We start from the raw sequence: 19,950 nt of genomic DNA, 5'->3' as shown, positions 1-19,950 counted from the left end.
AATCTACCCCTGTATGAATTCGGAAATTCCCATTGCATATAAAGCAGATGCTAATGCTCTTGATATCGCTTGTGCCTGATATCCTCTTACAGCATTTGCTAGTAATTGTGACGCTGTATGTCGCGCATATGATGTAGCTGCTCTGTCTATTACAGAAACTCCATAATTAATATATGATTTTGAACCCCATGATTGTCCCAGATTAATTTTAGCATTCATAGTTTTAAAGTTTTGAGCTCCTGATCCGGACCAACCACCTAAACCTATTCCGACAACTGTCATAATACCAGCTTTTGTCCAATTAACTTCAGACCAATCGCCATTTCCAGCTATCAAATCTGATCCCACACTTCCAGTGAAACCTAATGTTCCGCCTACAATCATAGCTCCTACTACTCCTATACCACTTGCTCCTACTAGTGTGGTAACTCCCCCAATTAATGAGTCAAATCCTACTTGGCTCCAATTGATATTTTCCCATCCATCTGTTGCTCCTTGAGATATTGTACTTGCAGTTCCAGAAATAACTGCACCTATAATGAATGCTGCAATTAAAATTGGAAATTCTCCGCTGGGATCAGTGAACATTACTGGATTGTTTGCACAATATGCATACATATTAGTTGATAAAGCATTTCCAACTTGTCCTAACATACCATCAGCATTTATAAATCTTCCCACTACTGGATTATAATATCTACTATTCAAATAATACATATTAATTTCTTCATCATATCGATAACTACGATATCTATATGGGTTTATCTCAGCTAAATTAATGCCTGAACCATCTGTTATCTTTACGATATTTCCCCAAACATCATACTCATACTTAACTACAATATCCCCATCATGATCAACTATCTTTGTGATATCTCCTTGGATATTCTTAATATAGTAATACTCTATACCTTCAGTAGAATCATCAATATCATCATCATAATTGAAACTAATCAATGAACCATCATAATCATATGTATAAATAATACCATAAGTTCCATCAGTTTCAAATAGAGCTTTGTCCCCTTCTAAGAAATACTCTACTTTACTTCCATTAATCGTTTTACTCGTACGATATCCTTGATCATTATATGAATATTCGATTTCAACTGTTGCTAATGTCGCATCTGTTAATGTGATCATAGATAGTTGTCTACCATCATATACTAAAGCAGCATGATCATAGAGATTTCCATTGTAATAAAAATCAGTCATCTCATCAGGATTTCCTTGATCATCATACTCATAATTTCCTAATCTCGTTGTTGTATTAATCGATCCGTCTTGATTATATGTGATGTTATCAATGCTTTCAAGTTGATCCAACCAACTTTCACTATAATTATAATGAATATGTTCTTGTGGTATTGTAGGCCCACTACTAGGTGTGCCTACAGTAATTAAAATGCCAAACTCTAGATTGTAAGTGGATCCTCCAAATTTATCTTTACCTATACAATCAATTAAATAATATCCTGGTGTTGTTGTGTCTACTTGAGTATAATCCTTTATGGTAACCATAGGTAATGTAACTGGATTTGGAGGCATAACATATTCTAATTTATAATATGTAAATCCTAATGATAGACTACCATTGACTGGTATTTCTGTATCGCCTGAAATTACTACAAATATAGGATCACTACCATAATTGATGTCATACTCAGTGGGTGCAACTGCTTCCTCATAGTCATCTTGACCATATAAAAATGTCTTAATGTCAGTTATATTTCCTCTATTATCATAATAATAATATTTAGTGTAATTTGTTTCTGTTAAAGTTGAACTTAAAGGTATATCATAATCTCGTGAATCTTCTACAATCAATTGATTAAGCTCATCATACGCATAGTTCTTATCAAACTTTAAAAATCCATCTTCATAATAGGACTCACGAATAATATTACCCACATCATCGTATGTATAACTATACTTATACAGATTATCATCATCTTTGAGGCTATAAGATATATCATGAATTCTAGTCGTATCTCCAATATAGTTTAATGATTGTTCAATCAACAATGATCCATTTTCAAATAGTTTTACATATTCCACTCTCTTTAACACATTATCTATTTCATATAGATAACGTTTTGAAATATCATAACCATCTTGAGTTTCGTAGATAGTTTTATCGTATAATGTTGATGATACTATACAACTACCTTGAATATTCCATGATAAACAGTAATTGTTGAAATACTCTGTTTCTTGATTCATTCCTTCGAATGTGAAATCTAGACTTTCTATATTTCCTGAAGCATCATAGGTATATTGAATCGTATTATTATATGAATCTACCATTTGACTTAGTTGTCCTGAAATATCATATGTATAATACTCGGATTTTAAGATATTACCTTCATTATCATGTTCATTATAAATTGCAAGTAATCCAGACTGATCGTATTCATATGAGAATTTGGTTGTATCATCAAAATTAACACCTATGATCTGACCCTCATCATCATAAAAAAATGATATTACATCTCCATTGCCATATGTTTGGGTCGATATACGATTAGTATAATAATCTCCATCTTTTTCATATGTATAACTCATAAGTGATGTGGAATTTACTAATACATTCGATATTCTATCTTGTGCATCGTAGTTAATATCATAATAATAAATCGGTGTTCCACTACTGTTTCTATCTAATATGATTTTATCTAACCTATCTTCAGAATCATATAAATATTCGACAATCGAATAATAAGAATCCCCGTTCTGATAAGCTGAATAATCATCAACATGAACAGCTTTAATCAATTTGCCTTCATCATCATATATATATAGTAAGTCGTCGCCATTTGCATTTGAAATAGCTTTCAATAATCCAGTTAAAGTATATGTGTAGTAGTTAGTTGTTTTTCCAAACTCATTAGTTGTTGAAGCAATAAATTGACTAAATCCTGATGTAAGATATGCTGTTGAGGTTGTGAAGTAGTTATCTGTATCACCAACAAGTGTTCCTGTAACCTGTCCATATGAATTAAATGATTGTTCACTTGTTACACTATTATAAGTAACAGATTCAATTAGAGCTGCAGCATCATCAATACCTAATTCAAGTGTTGAAAATTCTGTTTCTACTTTTGTAGCTCGTTCATCACCATCATTTTCATAAGTAAGATTGGTGGTTTCACCAGATGAGCTATATATAGTTTCTAATCTTCCGTAGATATCATAATCATAAAGGCTGTAGATTGGTTCATAATACATTTGAATTTGATCAAATAAAACATATCCTTCACCTTCATATTCTAAAGTCAAAAATATGTGGTTACCCGCTTCAAAAGGTACTTCTTTTAACTGAAATTGCCATCCTTGTATTGCAGTATCGAAATTAACATAGCTCGTTGATACAATCGAATCTTCATAATCTTGTGATCCATAAATCTCATAAGTATCCAAAACGTCAACTCTTATTCTAAACACTTCAGGATAAATATCTGTACTCTGTATTGACATTGGTGTGCTATTCGAATAAGCCCATCCACCTATTGTTAATGTGCCATCTACTAAATCATCATTAATATAATTGTTATAATCGCTCCAAATATATCTAAGTGTTTTCGCATCACCATTAAATCTAATTGCATAATCTCCAAGAATATCTTCTTCAACAATGCTAGTATATGCACTAGTTGGAGTTCTAAAAATATAACTAGAATCAAATCCGTACCAGTTACTAAGTTCTCCATAGGAATCAAGAACTTCAAAAGATGAATTGTTAACTATGTTTTTCCTTGTGTCTCTAAATCCTTCAATCAATTGAATATTATCAAAATATACGTCACCTATTCCAAAATTATTTAGTTCTATAGTGACTAAAGTATTATCATCATCAACATCTACAATAACCTCTACATAATGCCAATTACTGTCATTATCGACATCCGCTGATATGTTTTCTTGCTCATCTCCACTTATTGAAATATTGACATTGCCGCTAAGTGTATCATTTTTAACATAGCCACTTAACATATAGTTACCATAATCTAAAACAACTGTCTGTTTGTAGGACCCGTAATGCTGTGCATCAGGAACTAGAAGTCTTGCTGAACAATCTCCATATAAAAAAGTATCGCATGAAAAATTTGAGTAATCTTGTTGTAGTGGATAACTAGGTTGATCTAGCATCCATGATATATCCATTTCTTTGCTCGTTTCAAAACTGTAGTTTTGAACTACATTTTCTATAGTTTTATAAGGATCAGATTTAGACAACAATTGATGATTCCAATTATAATTGGGTATTCCATCAAGCACTAGAGTACTTGATCCATCAATAAATCCCGAAAATAAATTTAGATAACTAAAAGATTGTGCATATCCATAACTATCAAGTATATTAACTGTATGTCCATAATTATCAAATTTATAAATGATATAATTATTATTTTGATCAGTCATTATAGTCATCTTGGATCCATAATAATACTCAATTGTGCTATATAAATCAATTTGATCAACATACTGATTGATTGTCCACACTTTATCGATAAAGGTATTTCCCTCATAATACGTGTATGCTACCTTTTTGCCAGAAGCTTCATATACACTGGTCAATCGTGCGTAACTATCTGTAATATAATAGTTGGTTGGTGAGGAAGTAAATGTTAAGTCTTCATTATAGTCCATATCATTTCTTGTATAGTAGAGTGCATAATCAGCATATTCTGATTTGTAAGTGTAGTCATGATTTACTTTTTCAAGGATATGATAAATATTTTCACTTTGTTTGACTTTCAAATATGTATACAATAATCTTCCTGAACTATAGGATAAATCAATTTGATTTCCACTCTCATCTGTAATATAATCAATTTCATCTAAATCTAATGGATTCCTATAGATGTTAATATCTATTGAAGTTTTTATGTCGGTTATTTGTTTTAAATACATATTTTCAAAGCTATATCTCACCTGTTGCCTTGTCATCATATAATATGCTACTGTACCAGGATTAATCAGTTTATAAAAAATATTTCCTGATCCATCTTCAGCGATATAGCACGTATATTGATTATATGAGTCAGATACAAATCGTGAATCACAAGTTGTTGGATAATAATGAACCGTGTTTCCTGTTCCATCAGTAATAGAATATTCTTGTCCCTCAATTATCGTTTGATATGTCATACTATAATTAGTTTGCCAACCCAATCCATATCCAATATTCGTATCTTTTCTATCAATATTATAGATTAATGAGAATCCAAAACTTTGTTTAGCTGTTTCGTAAGATACTTCATTTTTTATAAATATCAATTTTCCTGTATTATCTGAAACATATCCAACACCTGCATTTCCAGCGTTTTGTTGACTATAACTCCAATAATCTTTCATTCCTGTAGAATCAATATATATGAATTCAACAACAGGTTGTAAAGATTCTGAAGATTCACTTGAATTAACACTATTATATGCACCATAATCATAATTATCCTTAATTGTAAAACCAGGTGTTTGCACATTACCTGTGGATTGCCATTCTTTTACTATGTCTGTAATATCAAACATATATATATTATCAGATCCGACAATATGGTAATCTATCATATCAGATGAATGTGAAGGTCTACTATACCAATCAACTTCACCAACATCAAATGCTGAGTTATTTTCATACAATCCAATAATTCTATCCATGCTTTTTGAATTACTTGTTAGTGTAAATGTTGAATGAACAATTTCTTTATCCATCAAAAGAACTGGTATATCAAATGAAAAGAGACCTCTATATTCATTATAAATCGTTGTATTTGATACAGCTATATATGAATAATTCTCGTAGTTTGAGTTGGGTGAAGATTCAGATACATATGTATCATAGATATTTATAGATTGTTCAACACTGCTTATTGTAGGGTCTATAACAACAGGATAACTTGCTTTTTGTAACCATTCATCACTTGGTGTCAAAAATATTTGATAGGTTTTGTTACCAGTAACAATTAATTGAAGATCAATATCTGATGAATCATTTAAATCATTATCAAACATGATTAAATCAATGAAAGAAAAAATTGTTTCATTGTTATCATTTAGAAATATGATATTTCCTTGTTCATCTTGAATCAATGATAAATTTTTTAACTTATATTCAAAGGTCATACTAAAATCAAGTACATATTGACTAAGTATAATGTTTTCTTTAACCTTGTTACCAGAAACAATATATTCAACATCTGTAAAAGGTCGTACATTATCATAAAGTACTGATTGACTTATATTTGTGAGTTCTTTAAGGTTATCAGAACTCTTTTTTTCTTGATTGTAACTAACTTCTGCTGAATTTATATCAAGAATATTCCAATCAATACTATACGCACCTTGGGATAATTTGATTTGTTTATTGTCATCTAGTTGTTTTGGAAACTTAATTTGAAACTTATTAGCTTTATTTTCCAACTCATTTCCAGTATCATATAAGCTATTGTCAATGTCTTCCCACTTTTCATCTTTTTGATAATGAATAACATTGTTATACATGGCTACTTCATATGTACCATCTACTTTACGAAACGTTTTAGATGTTTCTGTTCTCTCATCTATCATCTCAGATTCTATAGCTACTTGACTTTGATCAAAGTCAGGATCCGTCGTTGTTGGATAATTATCAAATGAAGGCTGATCTGTTATAAGTTCTTGATTGTCAATCGTTGCAGCTTGTACTTGAAATGCACTCCATGGTACTAAACTCCACAGTTGCCCAAACAATGCTAAAAAAACAAGCATTTTTGTACTTGCATTTAGCAATCTTACTAAAACCAAAATCTGTTGATTCTTTAAAGGTTCTTTCTTAAACATATTTAATTTTCTCCCCATTTTAGTTTGAAAAACTATTATAATTGCATATTATCATGAAAAATAAAAAAAGTAAATAGAATATTTGATTACTATATAAATAGGATATTGCAATATCTTTGATAAATATATTAGACTTTATATTTTACCTTCTAAGGGATTTTGATACAAACATTAGTTTTGGGATTTAAGCCTACCGAATAAAATGTTTCATGGTAGTTAATGACAGGCAGACGTGCCTGTTTAAGACTAACTTGTCTTTCAGTTTTCAATGTTTTCTTTGTTCTTTATATAGCCCGAACGTTTTGTATGAATATTTTAGTTATGATCATTCTTATTTAAATCATTACATCAGAGTCATCTCCGCAATACATACACGAACTATAATTTAATCTTTTTTAGTGTATTTAACTCTTCTTACTATAGAAAAAAATCTAAAGCATCTACTATATCTAAGTACTTATAATTTTATAGAACACTTTCTTTTTATAGTGTCTTCTTTAAAAAAATCATCGCTATAAACTAGCGATGATATAGTGTTTTCTTATGTCAGGTCCTTTTAAAGCCTGTATATCTTTAAATCCTAAGGATGATAAAATATCTAAGTAATACGAAAGAGGTTTTACATATTGAGTTAATTCATAAATCTCTTGGTTTGTAATTACTTTGTGTTTCAACTTCATCTGATCTTTTTTTATAGACCACTGATAATCAAAAGGTTCGTTATCATTTTCTATGTATCCATCATAATCATCTAAGACTGATTCTTGATACACATCAAAGATAAATAGACCATTTGGTGCTAGAGCATCTTTGATATTAGAAAATACTTGTTTAATACCTTTTAAATAGTTCATGACATCAAAGAAACTAACGATTACATCAACCTTTATATCTAGTTTATCTCTTAGGTCATGATGATACAAAGGAGCTCTTAGATTTGAAGTTTGTAATCTGTCTTGTGCAAGACTTAGCATTTGATCATCATTATCAATACCCATTGCGTCTACTTGATGCAAAAGTAATTCTTGTAATAAATATCCACTACCACATCCAGCATCTAAAACGACATCGTCTGCTTTGAGATAAGGACTTAAAAAGGTATAGATTTGTTCATAATCAATATCACTCATGAGCGCATCATATATTTTTGAAAACATTATTTAACCCTTTTGACATCCATTAAGCGTTTATCAAATGCATAATACTGACGATCTTCTTCAGTAAATAAATGAACAATGACTTCATGACAATCAATTAGAACCCATGATCCACCTTTACCTTCGATATGTCTAATCTCTTCAGCTTCTAATGCTTTCTTTAAGTGATTGATTGCTGCTGAGCCTTGACGTTCATTTGTTGTACATATAACAAAATAATCATAAAACGGTGATGTTTTTTCAAAATCATATACCGCTAAATCTTTAACTTTTAAATTTTCTAATGCTTCTACTATTTTATTTAACTTTTTCACTATTTACCTCCATGTAATACGTGTAAGCTTCTATTTGTTCTTTGCTTGGCTTTAAGCCTTGTCTTTTTAAATAATTTAATGTGAGTTCCATAGACTTTAATACTGCTAAATCGATATCTTTAACTGCAAGTGCATATAAGCTAGTTGTATCTATGAACACTCTATTTGGTTCACAGTAATCTGAAACAAATACGATCTTCTCATAAATTGACATAAATGCTCTTCCCCATACATGAGATTTTATTGAGTTTAGTATATCTTCATTTTTAACACTAAAATCTTTTTCTAATTGCTTTGCAGCACTTAGCGCATGATATATAACAGGATAGTCTTTATATTTTTTTATGTCTTCTTGATTTAATAATTTAATTTGATCTTCTATGCTATCGTTTTTTGTATAGTCATGATATAAACTGGCAATTGCGACATAGTTTTCATCTACTTTATAGATTTTTGCGAGTTTCAAAGATGTCTCATAGACGCCAATGACATGATTTAATCTCTCTGGATCATTTTTTAATTTTGCTTCAACTTTTCTTCTTACTTCATTGATCATTTAAATAGTGCCTCCGATAAACTAATATGCATGCCTTTAGGATAAGTAACCTTGATGGTATTTGGTCCTTGGATATGCATAAATCCGATATCTGCGAACGTTAATTGCATTTTAGTATCTGTAATTTTAAAGTTTTTTTCTTCGTAATCATCTACATAAATATCAAAATTATTTTCTTTTTCTTTTAATAAGTTTTCTATTTTTGTAATATTTGTTTTATGAACATTCAAACTATTTTTAACATATAATACAACTGTTTGTTTGTCATTAGAAACACTTATGGATACAAGTCCTTCTAAAAAAAGTGTTTGATCTTTTTTAAGTTGATATATTTTTGGTTTAATGGTTTCTTGAGGAATCAGTCTTTTATATATTTGATAAGGTAGAAATTGATGGACATACCCTTTTTGATATAATCCAGGCATATCATATATTTGACGTTTACCTATATTTTTAATTAATGCTTCTTGAGTTAACCCTGCTTTAGAAAACGCTAGTGCATGTGTATCTTTGGTTAATGCTTTGAATATTGTGGTCTTCCCAGAATTTTGAACACCAATTAAATATAAGTTCTTCTCTGAAAAGTTTTGCATATAAACCTCAAGATTTTTAATATCATAAGGGTTTTTAGCAGACATCATGATGATATCGTGGTAAGGTATGCGCATTTGTTTTGCTCTTATGATCATATTTTTTAACATTTCATCTAGATTTGTACTTTCTGGTAGTAAATCTATTTGATTAATTAGATAAACATATTTTAGATTTGGTTCATATCTGTATACTGGATATGTAAAAAGCATATCTAAATGTAGAACCGAACTAACCATAAAGACAACTGCATCTTGGCTTAATTTAGGAAGATCTTCTGGATGAAAATGTTCATGAACATCACCGTAATGAAGCAGTTTATAACATGCTTGGCAGTAATCATGATCAAGAGTTAGTGCATATCCAACTTTTTGAACATCTTTTGTTTGGAGTGTTGCTCCACATCCTTTACATTTAATGGTCACTGACATATTGTTCTAACCTGCTTTGATAAAGTTTAGGGTATTTCTTTTGTATTCTTTTTAATATGAATTTCTCGATTTTTCTATTAAACTGAGTAATCTTGCGATCTGATTTTCTTTTAACGCTTCTAATTAAAGACGCTTTAATTTTGGTGCGATGTGCACCAAAGATATCGGTCATCATCTGATCACCTATAACCATAACTTCATCGATTTTTGATTGGCTTATTTTCAATGCTTTTTTAAATCCAAATTTAAACGGTTTAACAGCATGATAAACATAATCAAAGTCAGTGTTACTTAACGCTTTTGAAACTCTTTTTTTACCACTATTAGATAAAATAACGACTTTAAATGATTTTAATAACTCATTAATTAAATCAATTTGTTCTTTAGATAATATCTCTTCATCATAACCAATGATTGTATTATCTAAGTCAAAAAACAAGGTAGAAATCCCTTGTTCCTTTAATGTTTGATATGGAATTTCAAAAATGGATTGATAATAAAAATCCGGAATACATTTTTGATATAGACTCATTAACTAATTTCCAATATTTTAATGTCGAATATTTTTCCAGTTTCAGTTTTTACAGTAATCGTGCTACCAATTACATTCTTATCTTCGCTTTCTTCTTTTTTACGAGCAAAGTCTAATAATGCTTTTCCAATTGCAGATTCTACTGATATTTTATTAACCAAAGGATCTACTTCTAAGCTACCTACTAAATCAAATGTTTTTTCTTCATTACGATCAACAAATAAAACTTTTACTGATTTACCAATATTAATTTTATCTTCAGCAGTTTTTCTAATTAGCTTAACATTTTTAACGATTGTTTCGATTTCTTGAATTCTTGATTCTATTCTAGCTTGTTCATTTCTTGCAGCATCATAATCTGCATTTTCAGATAAGTCACCTTGTGCTCTTGCTTCTTTTAATGATTCTATATTTTCAGGTCGTTTGACTTCTTTTAGAAATTGTAACTCGCTTTTTAGTTTATCAACACCCTCTTGGGTTAATTGAAATTGTTGTTGTTTTACAGCCATTTTATTCCTCCTTAAATTCCTTATCTATTATACCTTATTTTTTACATTATTTCCATTTTTTTTAAGCGTTTTTGAATAACTTTGTGATTTAACATCATTTCATCAAGAACTTGATAAAATGCTTTTGAATGATTAAACACTTTATGATGTGCATATTCATGATAAACGACATATTCTAAATATATGGGATCTAATGTTGCTAGAAATGTATTTAATGTGATTTCTAGATGCTTTCTATGATAACTTCCATATTTAGATTTTAAGTATTTATATTTATAAGGCAAAGCCTGTATTCCTACTTTATGAAGTGTATCATTGACATTATTTTTTAATTGATCTGTCATTAATATAATTTCTTTTAGATAGATTCTTTTTCTTAATTTTTGAATGTCTATTTCATTGGTTTGGCAATATAGAGTATCTTCAATGATTTCATATCTAAATCTTCCTGGTACTATATGCAAATGATACAATTTACCCCATATTCTAATTTCATCATCTTTAATAAACTCTTTTTTTTGAAGTCTTTGATATAAAACATCAAATTTAGTTTCAATGAGTTTTACGATGTTTTTTTCACTTACATGTTTATTTGCGGTAATATAAACATAATCTTCTTTAATTCTAAAATAGACGTTTTTAATTTTTTTTCTTTGTATATGATAGGGTAGAATTTTCCCGTTTTTTTCTATTTGATTCATACGGCTCTTCTAATCATTGCATAGGGTTCAATTTCTTGATCAACTTTAATCTTAAGTATTTGTTTAGGATGTCTTGCAGTATCTAAAGGTTGATCTAGATCATCATACATTTCTTCTAAAATAAACTCGAATTTTTTTCCACTTGGATTAAAAACTTCTATATGCGAACCAATTTTAAAATGATTTCTTTGTTCAATGGTCGCAATCTTATTTGTATGATCATAGTCGATACCAAGACCTATAAAAAGTTGAGATGGTTTTTCACTTCTATGATTAAATAATTGTTCATCTACACCAGGCAAACCTTCAAGATATCCATGGGATGTTAATCTATTTTCTGCCTTCATTAAATCTACATAATAAGGTGCAAAATCAACTATGCTTTTCTCTTTTTCATAAGTATCTATTAATTGACGATATGTTGATACTACCGTTGCGATATAATGAAGAGATTTCATACGTCCTTCTATTTTTAACGATGAAACATTTGCATCTATTAAAAATGGAATTTGTTCTAAAGCTTCTAAATCCTTACTTGACATTGAAAACATTTCATCACTAACTTTTTTATCATTTTCTACCAACTCATAATTCCATCTGCATGAGTGCGCACAACCTCCACGGTTTGCATCTCTATCTGTCATGTTATCAGACAAAGAGCATCTTCCAGAAAAGCTCATACACATACCACCATGTATAAAAACTTCAACATCTGCTTTTGTTTTAGCTGTTAAAGATTTGATTTGATCTTTTGCTAATTCTCTTGCAAGAACAACTCTTTTAACACCTTTATGAAACCAATAATTAACTGACTCTGTGTTGTAAGCAGATTGTTGTGTTGATAAATGGACTTCTAAATTCGTATGTTCTAAAGCTTGATCAATAATATATGGTGATGCAGATATAATCGCATCTACCTTAACTGATTCTAAATCTTTCAAGTATTCTAATACACCTATTAAATCCTCGTTATGAGGGATAATATTTGTAGTTATATAAACTTTTTTTCCTCTTTGGTGAGCAAAATCACACGCTTCTTTAATATCTTTAATTTCGAAATTAGATGCGCGTGCACGCAATGAAAAATCAACGCCGCCAATAAACACTGCATCAGCACCATACAACAAAGCAATCTTTAATTTTTCTAAATCTCCAGCTGGAGCTAATAGTTCAACCATATTAAGACTCCCTTGTTTTATATACAGTCTTTTTATAGAAAAATCCTGAATCCCAGTTTTCTTTATATAAAGCTTTTATATCTTCAATTCTTTTTTGATCGTAGGTGCGATGTTTATATAATTCTAATATTTTTTTTGCGTATAAATCATCTTTAAATATCGTATCAATGACTAAATAATCTATGTGACTATTCAATGTATCAAGATAATCAAGCGATGAAAATACTTGAGATCTAAAAACATGAGTTCCCGCCATATCTTCTAAAATTGGATAGGGTTCCTCTGGTCTTTGTTCTTCAATGATTTTCATATTTTGTTTATTATGATATATGTTATTAAGATGTTGATAATCCATGAAATTATGAATTAATTGTCTTTTTGAGTAAAACATATTTAAATGACCGTGACCTACCATGAATAATTTAATTTCTTTATGTTCTGATATTTCTAAAACATCTTCTAAAGTAATTTCTTTTGCTATATAAGCTCCTAAAATACCTTCTTTTTTTAAGAAATTAAAATCATATTTGTTGGTTAGTAAAGTTTCTGGATTATAAATTGCTTTATCTATCAATCCTTTAGTTTTCAATCTCATAACTGAACCAATATCAGTAACGATAATACCAGTTATTCCTTTAGTATCTATGCTATCTAAAAAAACACTAAATTCATCTAATAGATTATCATCTAGCATTTGATTTGCTTGTAAGAATATCTCTTTGTTTAATTGGCTTGCGTTCATAATTGCTTGATTAATCTCTTCTGTGTTAAAAGAGTGTGTTAATCTAGCTGCAAACTTTTCATTTCCGATAATAAATCCATCTGTTGTATGAGATAAACTCTTCATGTTTTTGATATCATATAAAGTTATAAGTAATTTCATCTAATCAGTCACTTTCTTAGTGATGCTCATGCCATCACCAATATCAAAAAATGTTGTTTCATAATCATGATGTTGTTCTAAGAATACCTTAAATTCATTTATTTTTCTAATCAATTGTCTTGTATTTCTATTAACTAGAGATGGATCAAGATGATGAAAATCAAGATTATCACAAACAACAATGCCATCTTTTTTTAGATATGGTACAAATTTGTTAAAAAACTTTTGATATTGTGCTTTAGCTGCATCAATAAATATCATATCAAAATCACCAAGTTCTTGATCAAATAAAAGTGCATCTTGATGTATAATCTTAATTTGTTTATCATAAGGCTTAATATTCTTATTTGCTTGCTCAACCATTTTATCGTTTCTCTCAAAAGTTAAGACATTACAGCCTTGTTCAGCCATAAAAATGGCACTATAACCTATAGCAGTACCAATTTCTAGAACATCTTTTATATGGTGCTTTTTTATGACATCTTTTAAAAACAAAAGCCCATCATCACAAATAATGGGTATGACATGGTCTTTTGCATATTGTTTTAAATCTTTAAGCATTATGCGTTTTCTTCTGCCTCTATTTCGTCAAAGAATTTTTCTAATACTTCATCAAGCATTTCCCATTCTTCATCCGTTTCGATGTCCAAAAATGTACCTTCTGCTTCATCTTTATCATCTGGTACATATTGTGCTGCAGATATTTCTTCTGAATCAACGAATTCAAAAATCACATATTTTTTCCCGTTGTGTTCGTGAGTTAATATAATCTCACATTCTGTTTCATTTCCATCTTCGCCTACAAGTGTTAATTTGTTATCATCCATTTTAATGATCTCCTTTATAATCTAAATAGTTTTGCAGTATAAATACCGCTGCTAATTCATCTTTTTTTTGTTTTTGCTTACTTCTTTTTTCATTGCCTTTTATCATCACAGAAAGGGCAGATTTTGTTGATAATCTTTCATCCCATAAGACAACATTTACTTCTCTTTTTTGTAAGATTAGAGTTTTCATCTCTTCACTTATTTTACCACGAATACCAATATCATTGTTCATATGTTTTGGAAAACCTAAAACAACATCTGTGATTTTATGTTCATCAATTGTTTTGCATATTAAATCAGCAGCAATCTCGTATTCGTTTTCCTTAAATCTATCGGTTTTTAATGTATGGGCAATAATACCTGATTCACTAATTGATAGACCTATGGTTTTACTTCCTAAATCAATTCCTAAATATTTCTTCATAACATTTCCTTTATTTTTTCAATCATGGCTTCAACTTTGTCAAGATCTTGTGTACCACCTTGAGCCATGTTGCCTCTACCTCCACCAGATCCATTTGATAATTGAGCTGCTTGTTTAATAATGATATTCGCATTATCTAAGCTACTTTTACAAATGTAAGTTGCTTTATCATCAGTTAAATTAATCATGAAAATAGTTTCTGCATCTATTTTATCATAGAGTGCATCAGTCAGTTGTTTTAGAACCTTATTATCTATGTTTTTTACAATAATAACAGGTCTTTTGTTTGAAGGATCTGTAATGAATTGATCTAAATCAGATAAAACATCTTTTTGTTTTTGAAGTTGAATCTCTTTTTCTAAATTCTTAACAAATTCTTTTAGATCTTCAATATAGTTTCTATAGTTGATAATATCTTGATAACTACCTATAAGTAAAGGTGCTTTTGGAAGTTTGACATTTGGATTTAATTTATGTGCTTTATCAGTGATTAAATCAATTTCATGAAATAAATTCTCCATAAAATCTTTTACCTGTTCTTTTAAGTTATTTCCTGTGACGCCTTCCATTCTATAAATACCAGAGCCAATAGATTCATAAGAAACTATAGCAAAATCAATGATTTCTTTAGTGTTTGATACATGTGTACCACCACAGAATTCTTTACTCCAATCCATATCTACAACACGAACTATATTTCCATATTTTTCACCAAACAAAGCCATTGCTCCAATTTTTCTTGCTTCTTCAATTGGTAATTCTTTAATGACTACATCAAGTGGTTTTTCTTTAATATAATGTTTTACTAAATCTTCTACTTCTATAATTTTTTTATCTGGTTCAGTTTCAAAATGGTTAAAGTCAAATCGCCAACTCTTTGGTGACACTTGAGAGCCTTGTTGATTTGCATGCTTTCCAAATAGATCTTTAATAGCTTGATGAAATAAATGAGCTGCACTATGGTTTCTAATCGTTTTTAATCTCATCTTTTGATCAACAATCGCTAAGACTTCATCGCCTTCTTCAAAATCGCCTTCAACCTTATGCAAAAATTGGCCGTGCGGTAACTTAGAAACATCAACTACTTGATATCCATTAATTGTTCCTTGATCACATACCTGTCCACCTGATGTTGCATAAAATGGAGTTTGATCAAGTACAATACCGTCTTCAAATACTTTAATAACTTTTGATTCTGATTGTAGGTGCGTATAGCCAATGAATGTTGATGGTTGATCAAAATTCAAATATGCTTCTTTTTGTGATTTCATACTACCCATTTTTGATCGAGCAGATCTTGAACGTTCTTTTTGTAAATTCAACTCTTCTTTAAATCCTTTTGTATCAACACTAACTCCTTGTTCCTCAGCATATTCTAATGTTAATTCAATAGGAAAACCATAGGTATCATATAATTTAAAAGCTGTTTTTCCTGAAATTGTTTTTGTTTTTTGATCTATAGCATTAACTAGATGCTTTTCGCCTTCACTAATTGTTTCTAGAAATTTTTCTTCTTCTTTTAAAACTAATTTTTTGACAATATCTTTAGTATCATATAAGTTATCATAAAATACACCCATAACTTCAATCACATCATCAACTAATAAATATAAAAATGGTTTTGTTAAATTAAGTGATCTACCATATTTAACAGCTCTTCTAAGGAGTCTTCTAAGTACATAGCCTCTACCTTCATTAGAAAGCATAGCGCCATCACTAATGGCAAATACCAATGCTTTAATATGATCTGCAATCACTTTGAATGCCATTTGTCCATCATATGTTATGCCTGTTAATTCTTCTAAGTGGTTAATAATAGGTAAAAACAAATCTGTTTCAAAATTAGTTTTTGTTTCTTGCAAGACACATGCAAATCTCTCTAAACCTGCACCTGTATCTATATTTTTATTAGGTAATTCTTTATAATCTTCTCTTGCAACACCTTCTTTAGCGTTGTATTGAGAAAATACGATATTCCATATTTCTATATATCTTTCATTTTCAATATCATCTCTAATTAATTCAGTACCTCTTTTGTCATAAGAAACTCCACGATCAAAAAAGATTTCAGTATCTGGTCCACATGGTCCAGATCCTATTTCCCAAAAATTATCTGCATTAGCAATTAAATGAGATGGATCAACACCTAAGGATAACCATAAATCTCTTGCTTCTAGGTCATCTGGATAATAAGTCATATATAATTTATCTTTATCAAAACCAAACCATTTTGGATCGGTTAAAAGTTCAAGTCCCCAAGTGATAGCATCTTTCTTAAAATAATCTCCAATTGAAAAATTACCTAACATTTCAAAAAATGTATGATGTCTAGCAGTTTTACCTACATTATCAATATCGTTTGTACGAATGCACTTTTGAACATTAGTTAATCTTGGATTTGTTGGTTGTTCTGTGCCATCAAAATACTTTTTAAGTGGCGCAACCCCAGCGTTAATCCATAATAATGTTGGATCATTTTGTGGAATTAAAGATGCTGATTGTTCGATTTTATGCTTTTTAGATGCAAAAAAGTTTAACCATGTTTCTCTAATTTCCTTAGCTGTCATATATTTCATTTTAAAACCCTCCTTATAAAAATAAACAAAACGCCCTTAGATAATTTATCTAAGGACGAATAATTTCGCGGTACCACCTTAGTTCTAGAGAAATCTCTAGCACTCTTATATCGTTAAGGCCGACTTACCTTTTGCTCCCAAATAGCTTTCATAAGTTTTCTTCTTCGTTTTCACCAACCACGAAGTCTCTAGAATAGAAAATACTTATTACTCAGTTTGTTCATTGCGTATTTATATTATCATTTTTTTATATATAAGTAAAGATATTTTATCTCATTTTATGAGAGATTATGCTTCATTTGAGCATAACATTTCATAATGCTGGATACCCTCTTCTATATATGGACCTAAAACTGTCTTAAATCCTAAGTTCTCATAATAATCTTTTAAATAAGCTTGACCAGAAATTCTAATAGGATTTCCAATTAAATCTTTTTTAACAGTTTCCATTAAAAGTGTTGCAAGACCTTTCTTTCTATAATTAAAATCAGTTACAACCCTACCTACAGAATACTCTTCATATTTCAATCCTTTAGGAAGAACTCTTAAATAACTAATAATTTTGTCTTCATCATTTTTGATAAAATAATGCATAGAATCTTGATCTTTATAATCTGTATCTACATAAAATATTTTTTGTTCCATCAAAAACACGGTATATCTTAAATCAAGCATATCGTATATTTCTTGATTTGTTAATTGATTAAATTTCTTTTTGTATATTTTTTTTAAAGACATATTTAAACATATAAGGCGCACCACATGCAGCCCATCCTCCAATCAATAAATATCTTAAAAAGTCAAAAAACAAAACCTCTGGAAAGATAAGTTTAAATCCTTCTTTAATCACTAATGCAATGATGACACCAATGATGACTTTTAAAACTTGATTTAAATTAGTGTTTTTAACATTATATCCTATGTATCTTTTTTCTACAAAATATCCAACAGCAAATCCCATAAAACCACCTGCTGCTATATATAGATCATGATTTTTAACAAATATCATCAAAATAACTAAAACTGGTAAGATAAATAGCGTATAAATTTCTTCCTTATCATTCATCTTATCTATAAGTTTAAACATACCTATTGATATTAGAACACTTAACATGACGCCAACTAAAACATCTGATAGATAATGCTGAGCAAGATATACTCTTGATAAAGGCACAACTATAATGATAAATAATCCTACCCATTTTAACCAATTCATCTTATGCTTTTTATATAAATCATATGCAGTATATCCTAATACACCACTTGCTTGAGCATGTCCTGAAGGAAATGAATATCCTGTAGTTTCATATCCAAAAGGTGGCTCTATACCATCTTCAGTATAAGGTCTTGGTCTTTTAAATATTTCTTTTAATCCACTATTAACCATTGCGGAAATCATAAATGTTAATGCGAATTTATGTGCATATTTTTTATCATAGGTCCAATACAAAATAACTGCAACAATAATAAACGCATATTGATCTCCTAAATTGGTTGAAATATAGAAAAACCAATCCAGCAAGGGATTTCTAATGGATTGGAAGGCTTCTATTATACTTAAGTCCATAATTTTTCCACCTCTTGTTTAATATTTTTTTCTTCTTCTTTTGTTAAATCAATATATTGAAATTCATCTTTAATTTCCCATTGATTATCTTCATGGTAAATACCCAAATCAATAAGTTTATTAATAAGTGTCATCCCAATTTTTTCACCATATAATGCTTTTTTATGAACATCATCAGTTTTAAAATCTAAAATATCATAAGGAATCAACTTAAAAAGATAATGGGTTGCAAAATTAACTAATAAAACTGGTTGTTTACTTATTTTTTTATAAGAAAATCTTCCATCAATAGGTATAGCAAATATCACATTACACCCTGCATCAATTAAAGGTTGAATTGGACAATTATCAATGACTCCTCCATCAACATAAAATTCATCATCAATATTTGTAGAACCAAATAAGATTGGAATGGATGCACTGGCTAGTACAGCTTTTAAAGGATGTTCAAATTCATTTAGATAAAATACTTCTTTTTCCATACGATGAATTAAAACTTGATCGATAAAATTACCTTTTTTAATTTTGGCGGCTGTTGCATATCCATGAATTTTACTATCTCTAATTTCGCTTAATGTTATTTCTTCTTTCATTTTATCATAGACATCTTGTAAACTAAATAGTCCTTGTTTATCTAATTTAAATCTATCAAGACCTTTACCATAGATATCTTTATTTTCCATTTTCTCCCACATCTCGAGCATATGATCATAGGAAAAATCTGCCATAACCATCATGGTATTGATTGCTCCAATGGATGTTCCTGAGACATGTTTAATATGCTTTAATAGCCCATATTTTCGAAAAGCTTCCAAAACGCCGATTTGATATGATCCTCTAGCGCCTCCCCCACCTAATGCAAGTCCGATTTTTATGTTCATA

General features: G+C 29.6%; 17 protein-coding genes and 1 other annotated feature. All 17 genes read right to left on the bottom strand.

All coding sequences use genetic code 11. The features are described from left to right. Positions 1–3 precede the first annotated feature (3 nt). Positions 4–6,822: a DNRLRE domain-containing protein gene (locus MPAN_RS02730; protein WP_176238484.1), complete on the bottom strand. Its 6,819-nt coding sequence runs from the start codon at positions 6,820–6,822 to the stop codon at positions 4–6. Positions 6,823–7,334: 512 nt separating this feature from the next. Next, positions 7,335–7,979, bottom strand: coding sequence for a class I SAM-dependent DNA methyltransferase (locus MPAN_RS02725; RefSeq protein WP_176238483.1), 645 nt, complete (start codon positions 7,977–7,979; stop codon positions 7,335–7,337). Then, positions 7,979–8,293, bottom strand: coding sequence for a ribosome silencing factor (gene rsfS, locus MPAN_RS02720; RefSeq protein ID WP_176238482.1), 315 nt, complete (start codon positions 8,291–8,293; stop codon positions 7,979–7,981). Before rsfS ends, MPAN_RS02725 begins: the two co-directional genes overlap by 1 nt. Then, positions 8,277–8,849, bottom strand: a complete 573-nt coding sequence (gene yqeK / locus MPAN_RS02715) for a bis(5'-nucleosyl)-tetraphosphatase (symmetrical) YqeK (protein WP_176238481.1) — start codon at positions 8,847–8,849, stop codon at positions 8,277–8,279. The genes rsfS and yqeK overlap by 17 nt, the downstream gene beginning before the upstream one ends. Beyond that, on the bottom strand, positions 8,846–9,871 hold the full coding sequence (locus tag MPAN_RS02710) for a GTPase (RefSeq protein WP_176238480.1): 1,026 nt from the start codon (positions 9,869–9,871) through the stop codon (positions 8,846–8,848). Before MPAN_RS02710 ends, yqeK begins: the two co-directional genes overlap by 4 nt. Next, a complete protein-coding gene (locus MPAN_RS02705; protein WP_176238479.1) occupies positions 9,855–10,403 on the bottom strand; it encodes a YqeG family HAD IIIA-type phosphatase in 549 nt (182 codons plus the stop codon). Before MPAN_RS02705 ends, MPAN_RS02710 begins: the two co-directional genes overlap by 17 nt. Next, positions 10,403–10,912: a transcription elongation factor GreA gene (gene greA, locus MPAN_RS02700; RefSeq protein WP_176238478.1), complete on the bottom strand. Its 510-nt coding sequence runs from the start codon at positions 10,910–10,912 to the stop codon at positions 10,403–10,405. Before greA ends, MPAN_RS02705 begins: the two co-directional genes overlap by 1 nt. Before the next feature lie 41 nt (positions 10,913–10,953). Beyond that, positions 10,954–11,613: a M48 family metallopeptidase gene (locus tag MPAN_RS02695; RefSeq protein WP_176238477.1), complete on the bottom strand. Its 660-nt coding sequence runs from the start codon at positions 11,611–11,613 to the stop codon at positions 10,954–10,956. Continuing rightward, entirely contained in the window at positions 11,610–12,791 is a 1,182-nt protein-coding gene (locus MPAN_RS02690; RefSeq protein WP_176238476.1) for a peptidase U32 family protein, read from the bottom strand. The genes MPAN_RS02695 and MPAN_RS02690 overlap by 4 nt, the downstream gene beginning before the upstream one ends. Before the next feature lies 1 nt (position 12,792). Then, a complete protein-coding gene (locus MPAN_RS02685) occupies positions 12,793–13,674 on the bottom strand; it encodes a peptidase U32 family protein (protein WP_176238475.1) in 882 nt (293 codons plus the stop codon). Then, positions 13,675–14,235: an O-methyltransferase gene (locus MPAN_RS02680; protein WP_176238474.1), complete on the bottom strand. Its 561-nt coding sequence runs from the start codon at positions 14,233–14,235 to the stop codon at positions 13,675–13,677. It abuts the gene before it with no gap. Next, a complete protein-coding gene (locus tag MPAN_RS02675) occupies positions 14,235–14,501 on the bottom strand; it encodes a DUF1292 domain-containing protein (protein WP_176238473.1) in 267 nt (88 codons plus the stop codon). The genes MPAN_RS02680 and MPAN_RS02675 overlap by 1 nt, the downstream gene beginning before the upstream one ends. A gap of 1 nt (position 14,502) precedes the next feature. Continuing rightward, on the bottom strand, positions 14,503–14,925 hold the full coding sequence (gene ruvX / locus MPAN_RS02670) for a Holliday junction resolvase RuvX (protein WP_176238472.1): 423 nt from the start codon (positions 14,923–14,925) through the stop codon (positions 14,503–14,505). Beyond that, a complete protein-coding gene (alaS, locus tag MPAN_RS02665; RefSeq protein ID WP_231756805.1) occupies positions 14,922–17,501 on the bottom strand; it encodes an alanine--tRNA ligase in 2,580 nt (859 codons plus the stop codon). The genes ruvX and alaS overlap by 4 nt, the downstream gene beginning before the upstream one ends. 48 nt (positions 17,502–17,549) lie before the next feature. Continuing rightward, positions 17,550–17,734 (bottom strand) — a binding site (T-box leader). A 55-nt stretch (positions 17,735–17,789) separates the two neighbouring features. Further along, entirely contained in the window at positions 17,790–18,239 is a 450-nt protein-coding gene (locus MPAN_RS02660; RefSeq protein WP_176238471.1) for a GNAT family N-acetyltransferase, read from the bottom strand. Then, positions 18,205–19,068 carry a phosphatase PAP2 family protein gene (locus MPAN_RS02655; RefSeq protein ID WP_176238470.1) on the bottom strand — a complete coding sequence of 288 codons (864 nt, stop codon included), beginning with the start codon at positions 19,066–19,068 and terminating at the stop codon, positions 18,205–18,207. Before MPAN_RS02655 ends, MPAN_RS02660 begins: the two co-directional genes overlap by 35 nt. After that, positions 19,059–19,949 carry a patatin-like phospholipase family protein gene (locus tag MPAN_RS02650; protein ID WP_176238469.1) on the bottom strand — a complete coding sequence of 297 codons (891 nt, stop codon included), beginning with the start codon at positions 19,947–19,949 and terminating at the stop codon, positions 19,059–19,061. The genes MPAN_RS02655 and MPAN_RS02650 overlap by 10 nt, the downstream gene beginning before the upstream one ends. Position 19,950: the final 1 nt, after the last annotated feature.

The organism is Mariniplasma anaerobium, from assembly GCF_016865445.1.
GTDB classification, from domain to species: Bacteria; Bacillota_I; Bacilli_A; order Acholeplasmatales; family Acholeplasmataceae; genus Mariniplasma; species Mariniplasma anaerobium.
The sequence above is the reverse complement of the archived record's forward strand: the minus strand, read 5'-3'. Positions and strand labels throughout refer to the sequence as shown.

What these genes read in the sequence shown, in the direction of transcription:
- MPAN_RS02730 (WP_176238484.1), bottom strand. Translation starts at nt 6,822, where the DNA reads ATGTTTAAGAAAGAACCTTTAAAGAATCAACAGATTTTGGTTTTAGTA.
- MPAN_RS02725 (WP_176238483.1), bottom strand. Translation starts at nt 7,979, where the DNA reads ATGTTTTCAAAAATATATGATGCGCTCATGAGTGATATTGATTATGAA.
- yqeK (WP_176238481.1), bottom strand. Translation starts at nt 8,849, where the DNA reads ATGATCAATGAAGTAAGAAGAAAAGTTGAAGCAAAATTAAAAAATGAT.
- MPAN_RS02710 (WP_176238480.1), bottom strand. Translation starts at nt 9,871, where the DNA reads ATGTCAGTGACCATTAAATGTAAAGGATGTGGAGCAACACTCCAAACA.
- MPAN_RS02705 (WP_176238479.1), bottom strand. Translation starts at nt 10,403, where the DNA reads ATGAGTCTATATCAAAAATGTATTCCGGATTTTTATTATCAATCCATT.
- greA (WP_176238478.1), bottom strand. Translation starts at nt 10,912, where the DNA reads ATGGCTGTAAAACAACAACAATTTCAATTAACCCAAGAGGGTGTTGAT.
- MPAN_RS02695 (WP_176238477.1), bottom strand. Translation starts at nt 11,613, where the DNA reads ATGAATCAAATAGAAAAAAACGGGAAAATTCTACCCTATCATATACAA.
- MPAN_RS02690 (WP_176238476.1), bottom strand. Translation starts at nt 12,791, where the DNA reads ATGGTTGAACTATTAGCTCCAGCTGGAGATTTAGAAAAATTAAAGATT.
- MPAN_RS02685 (WP_176238475.1), bottom strand. Translation starts at nt 13,674, where the DNA reads ATGAAATTACTTATAACTTTATATGATATCAAAAACATGAAGAGTTTA.
- MPAN_RS02680 (WP_176238474.1), bottom strand. Translation starts at nt 14,235, where the DNA reads ATGCTTAAAGATTTAAAACAATATGCAAAAGACCATGTCATACCCATT.
- MPAN_RS02675 (WP_176238473.1), bottom strand. Translation starts at nt 14,501, where the DNA reads ATGGATGATAACAAATTAACACTTGTAGGCGAAGATGGAAATGAAACA.
- ruvX (WP_176238472.1), bottom strand. Translation starts at nt 14,925, where the DNA reads ATGAAGAAATATTTAGGAATTGATTTAGGAAGTAAAACCATAGGTCTA.
- alaS (WP_231756805.1), bottom strand. Translation starts at nt 17,501, where the DNA reads ATGAAATATATGACAGCTAAGGAAATTAGAGAAACATGGTTAAACTTT.
- MPAN_RS02660 (WP_176238471.1), bottom strand. Translation starts at nt 18,239, where the DNA reads ATGTCTTTAAAAAAAATATACAAAAAGAAATTTAATCAATTAACAAAT.
- MPAN_RS02655 (WP_176238470.1), bottom strand. Translation starts at nt 19,068, where the DNA reads ATGGACTTAAGTATAATAGAAGCCTTCCAATCCATTAGAAATCCCTTG.
- MPAN_RS02650 (WP_176238469.1), bottom strand. Translation starts at nt 19,949, where the DNA reads ATGAACATAAAAATCGGACTTGCATTAGGTGGGGGAGGCGCTAGAGGA.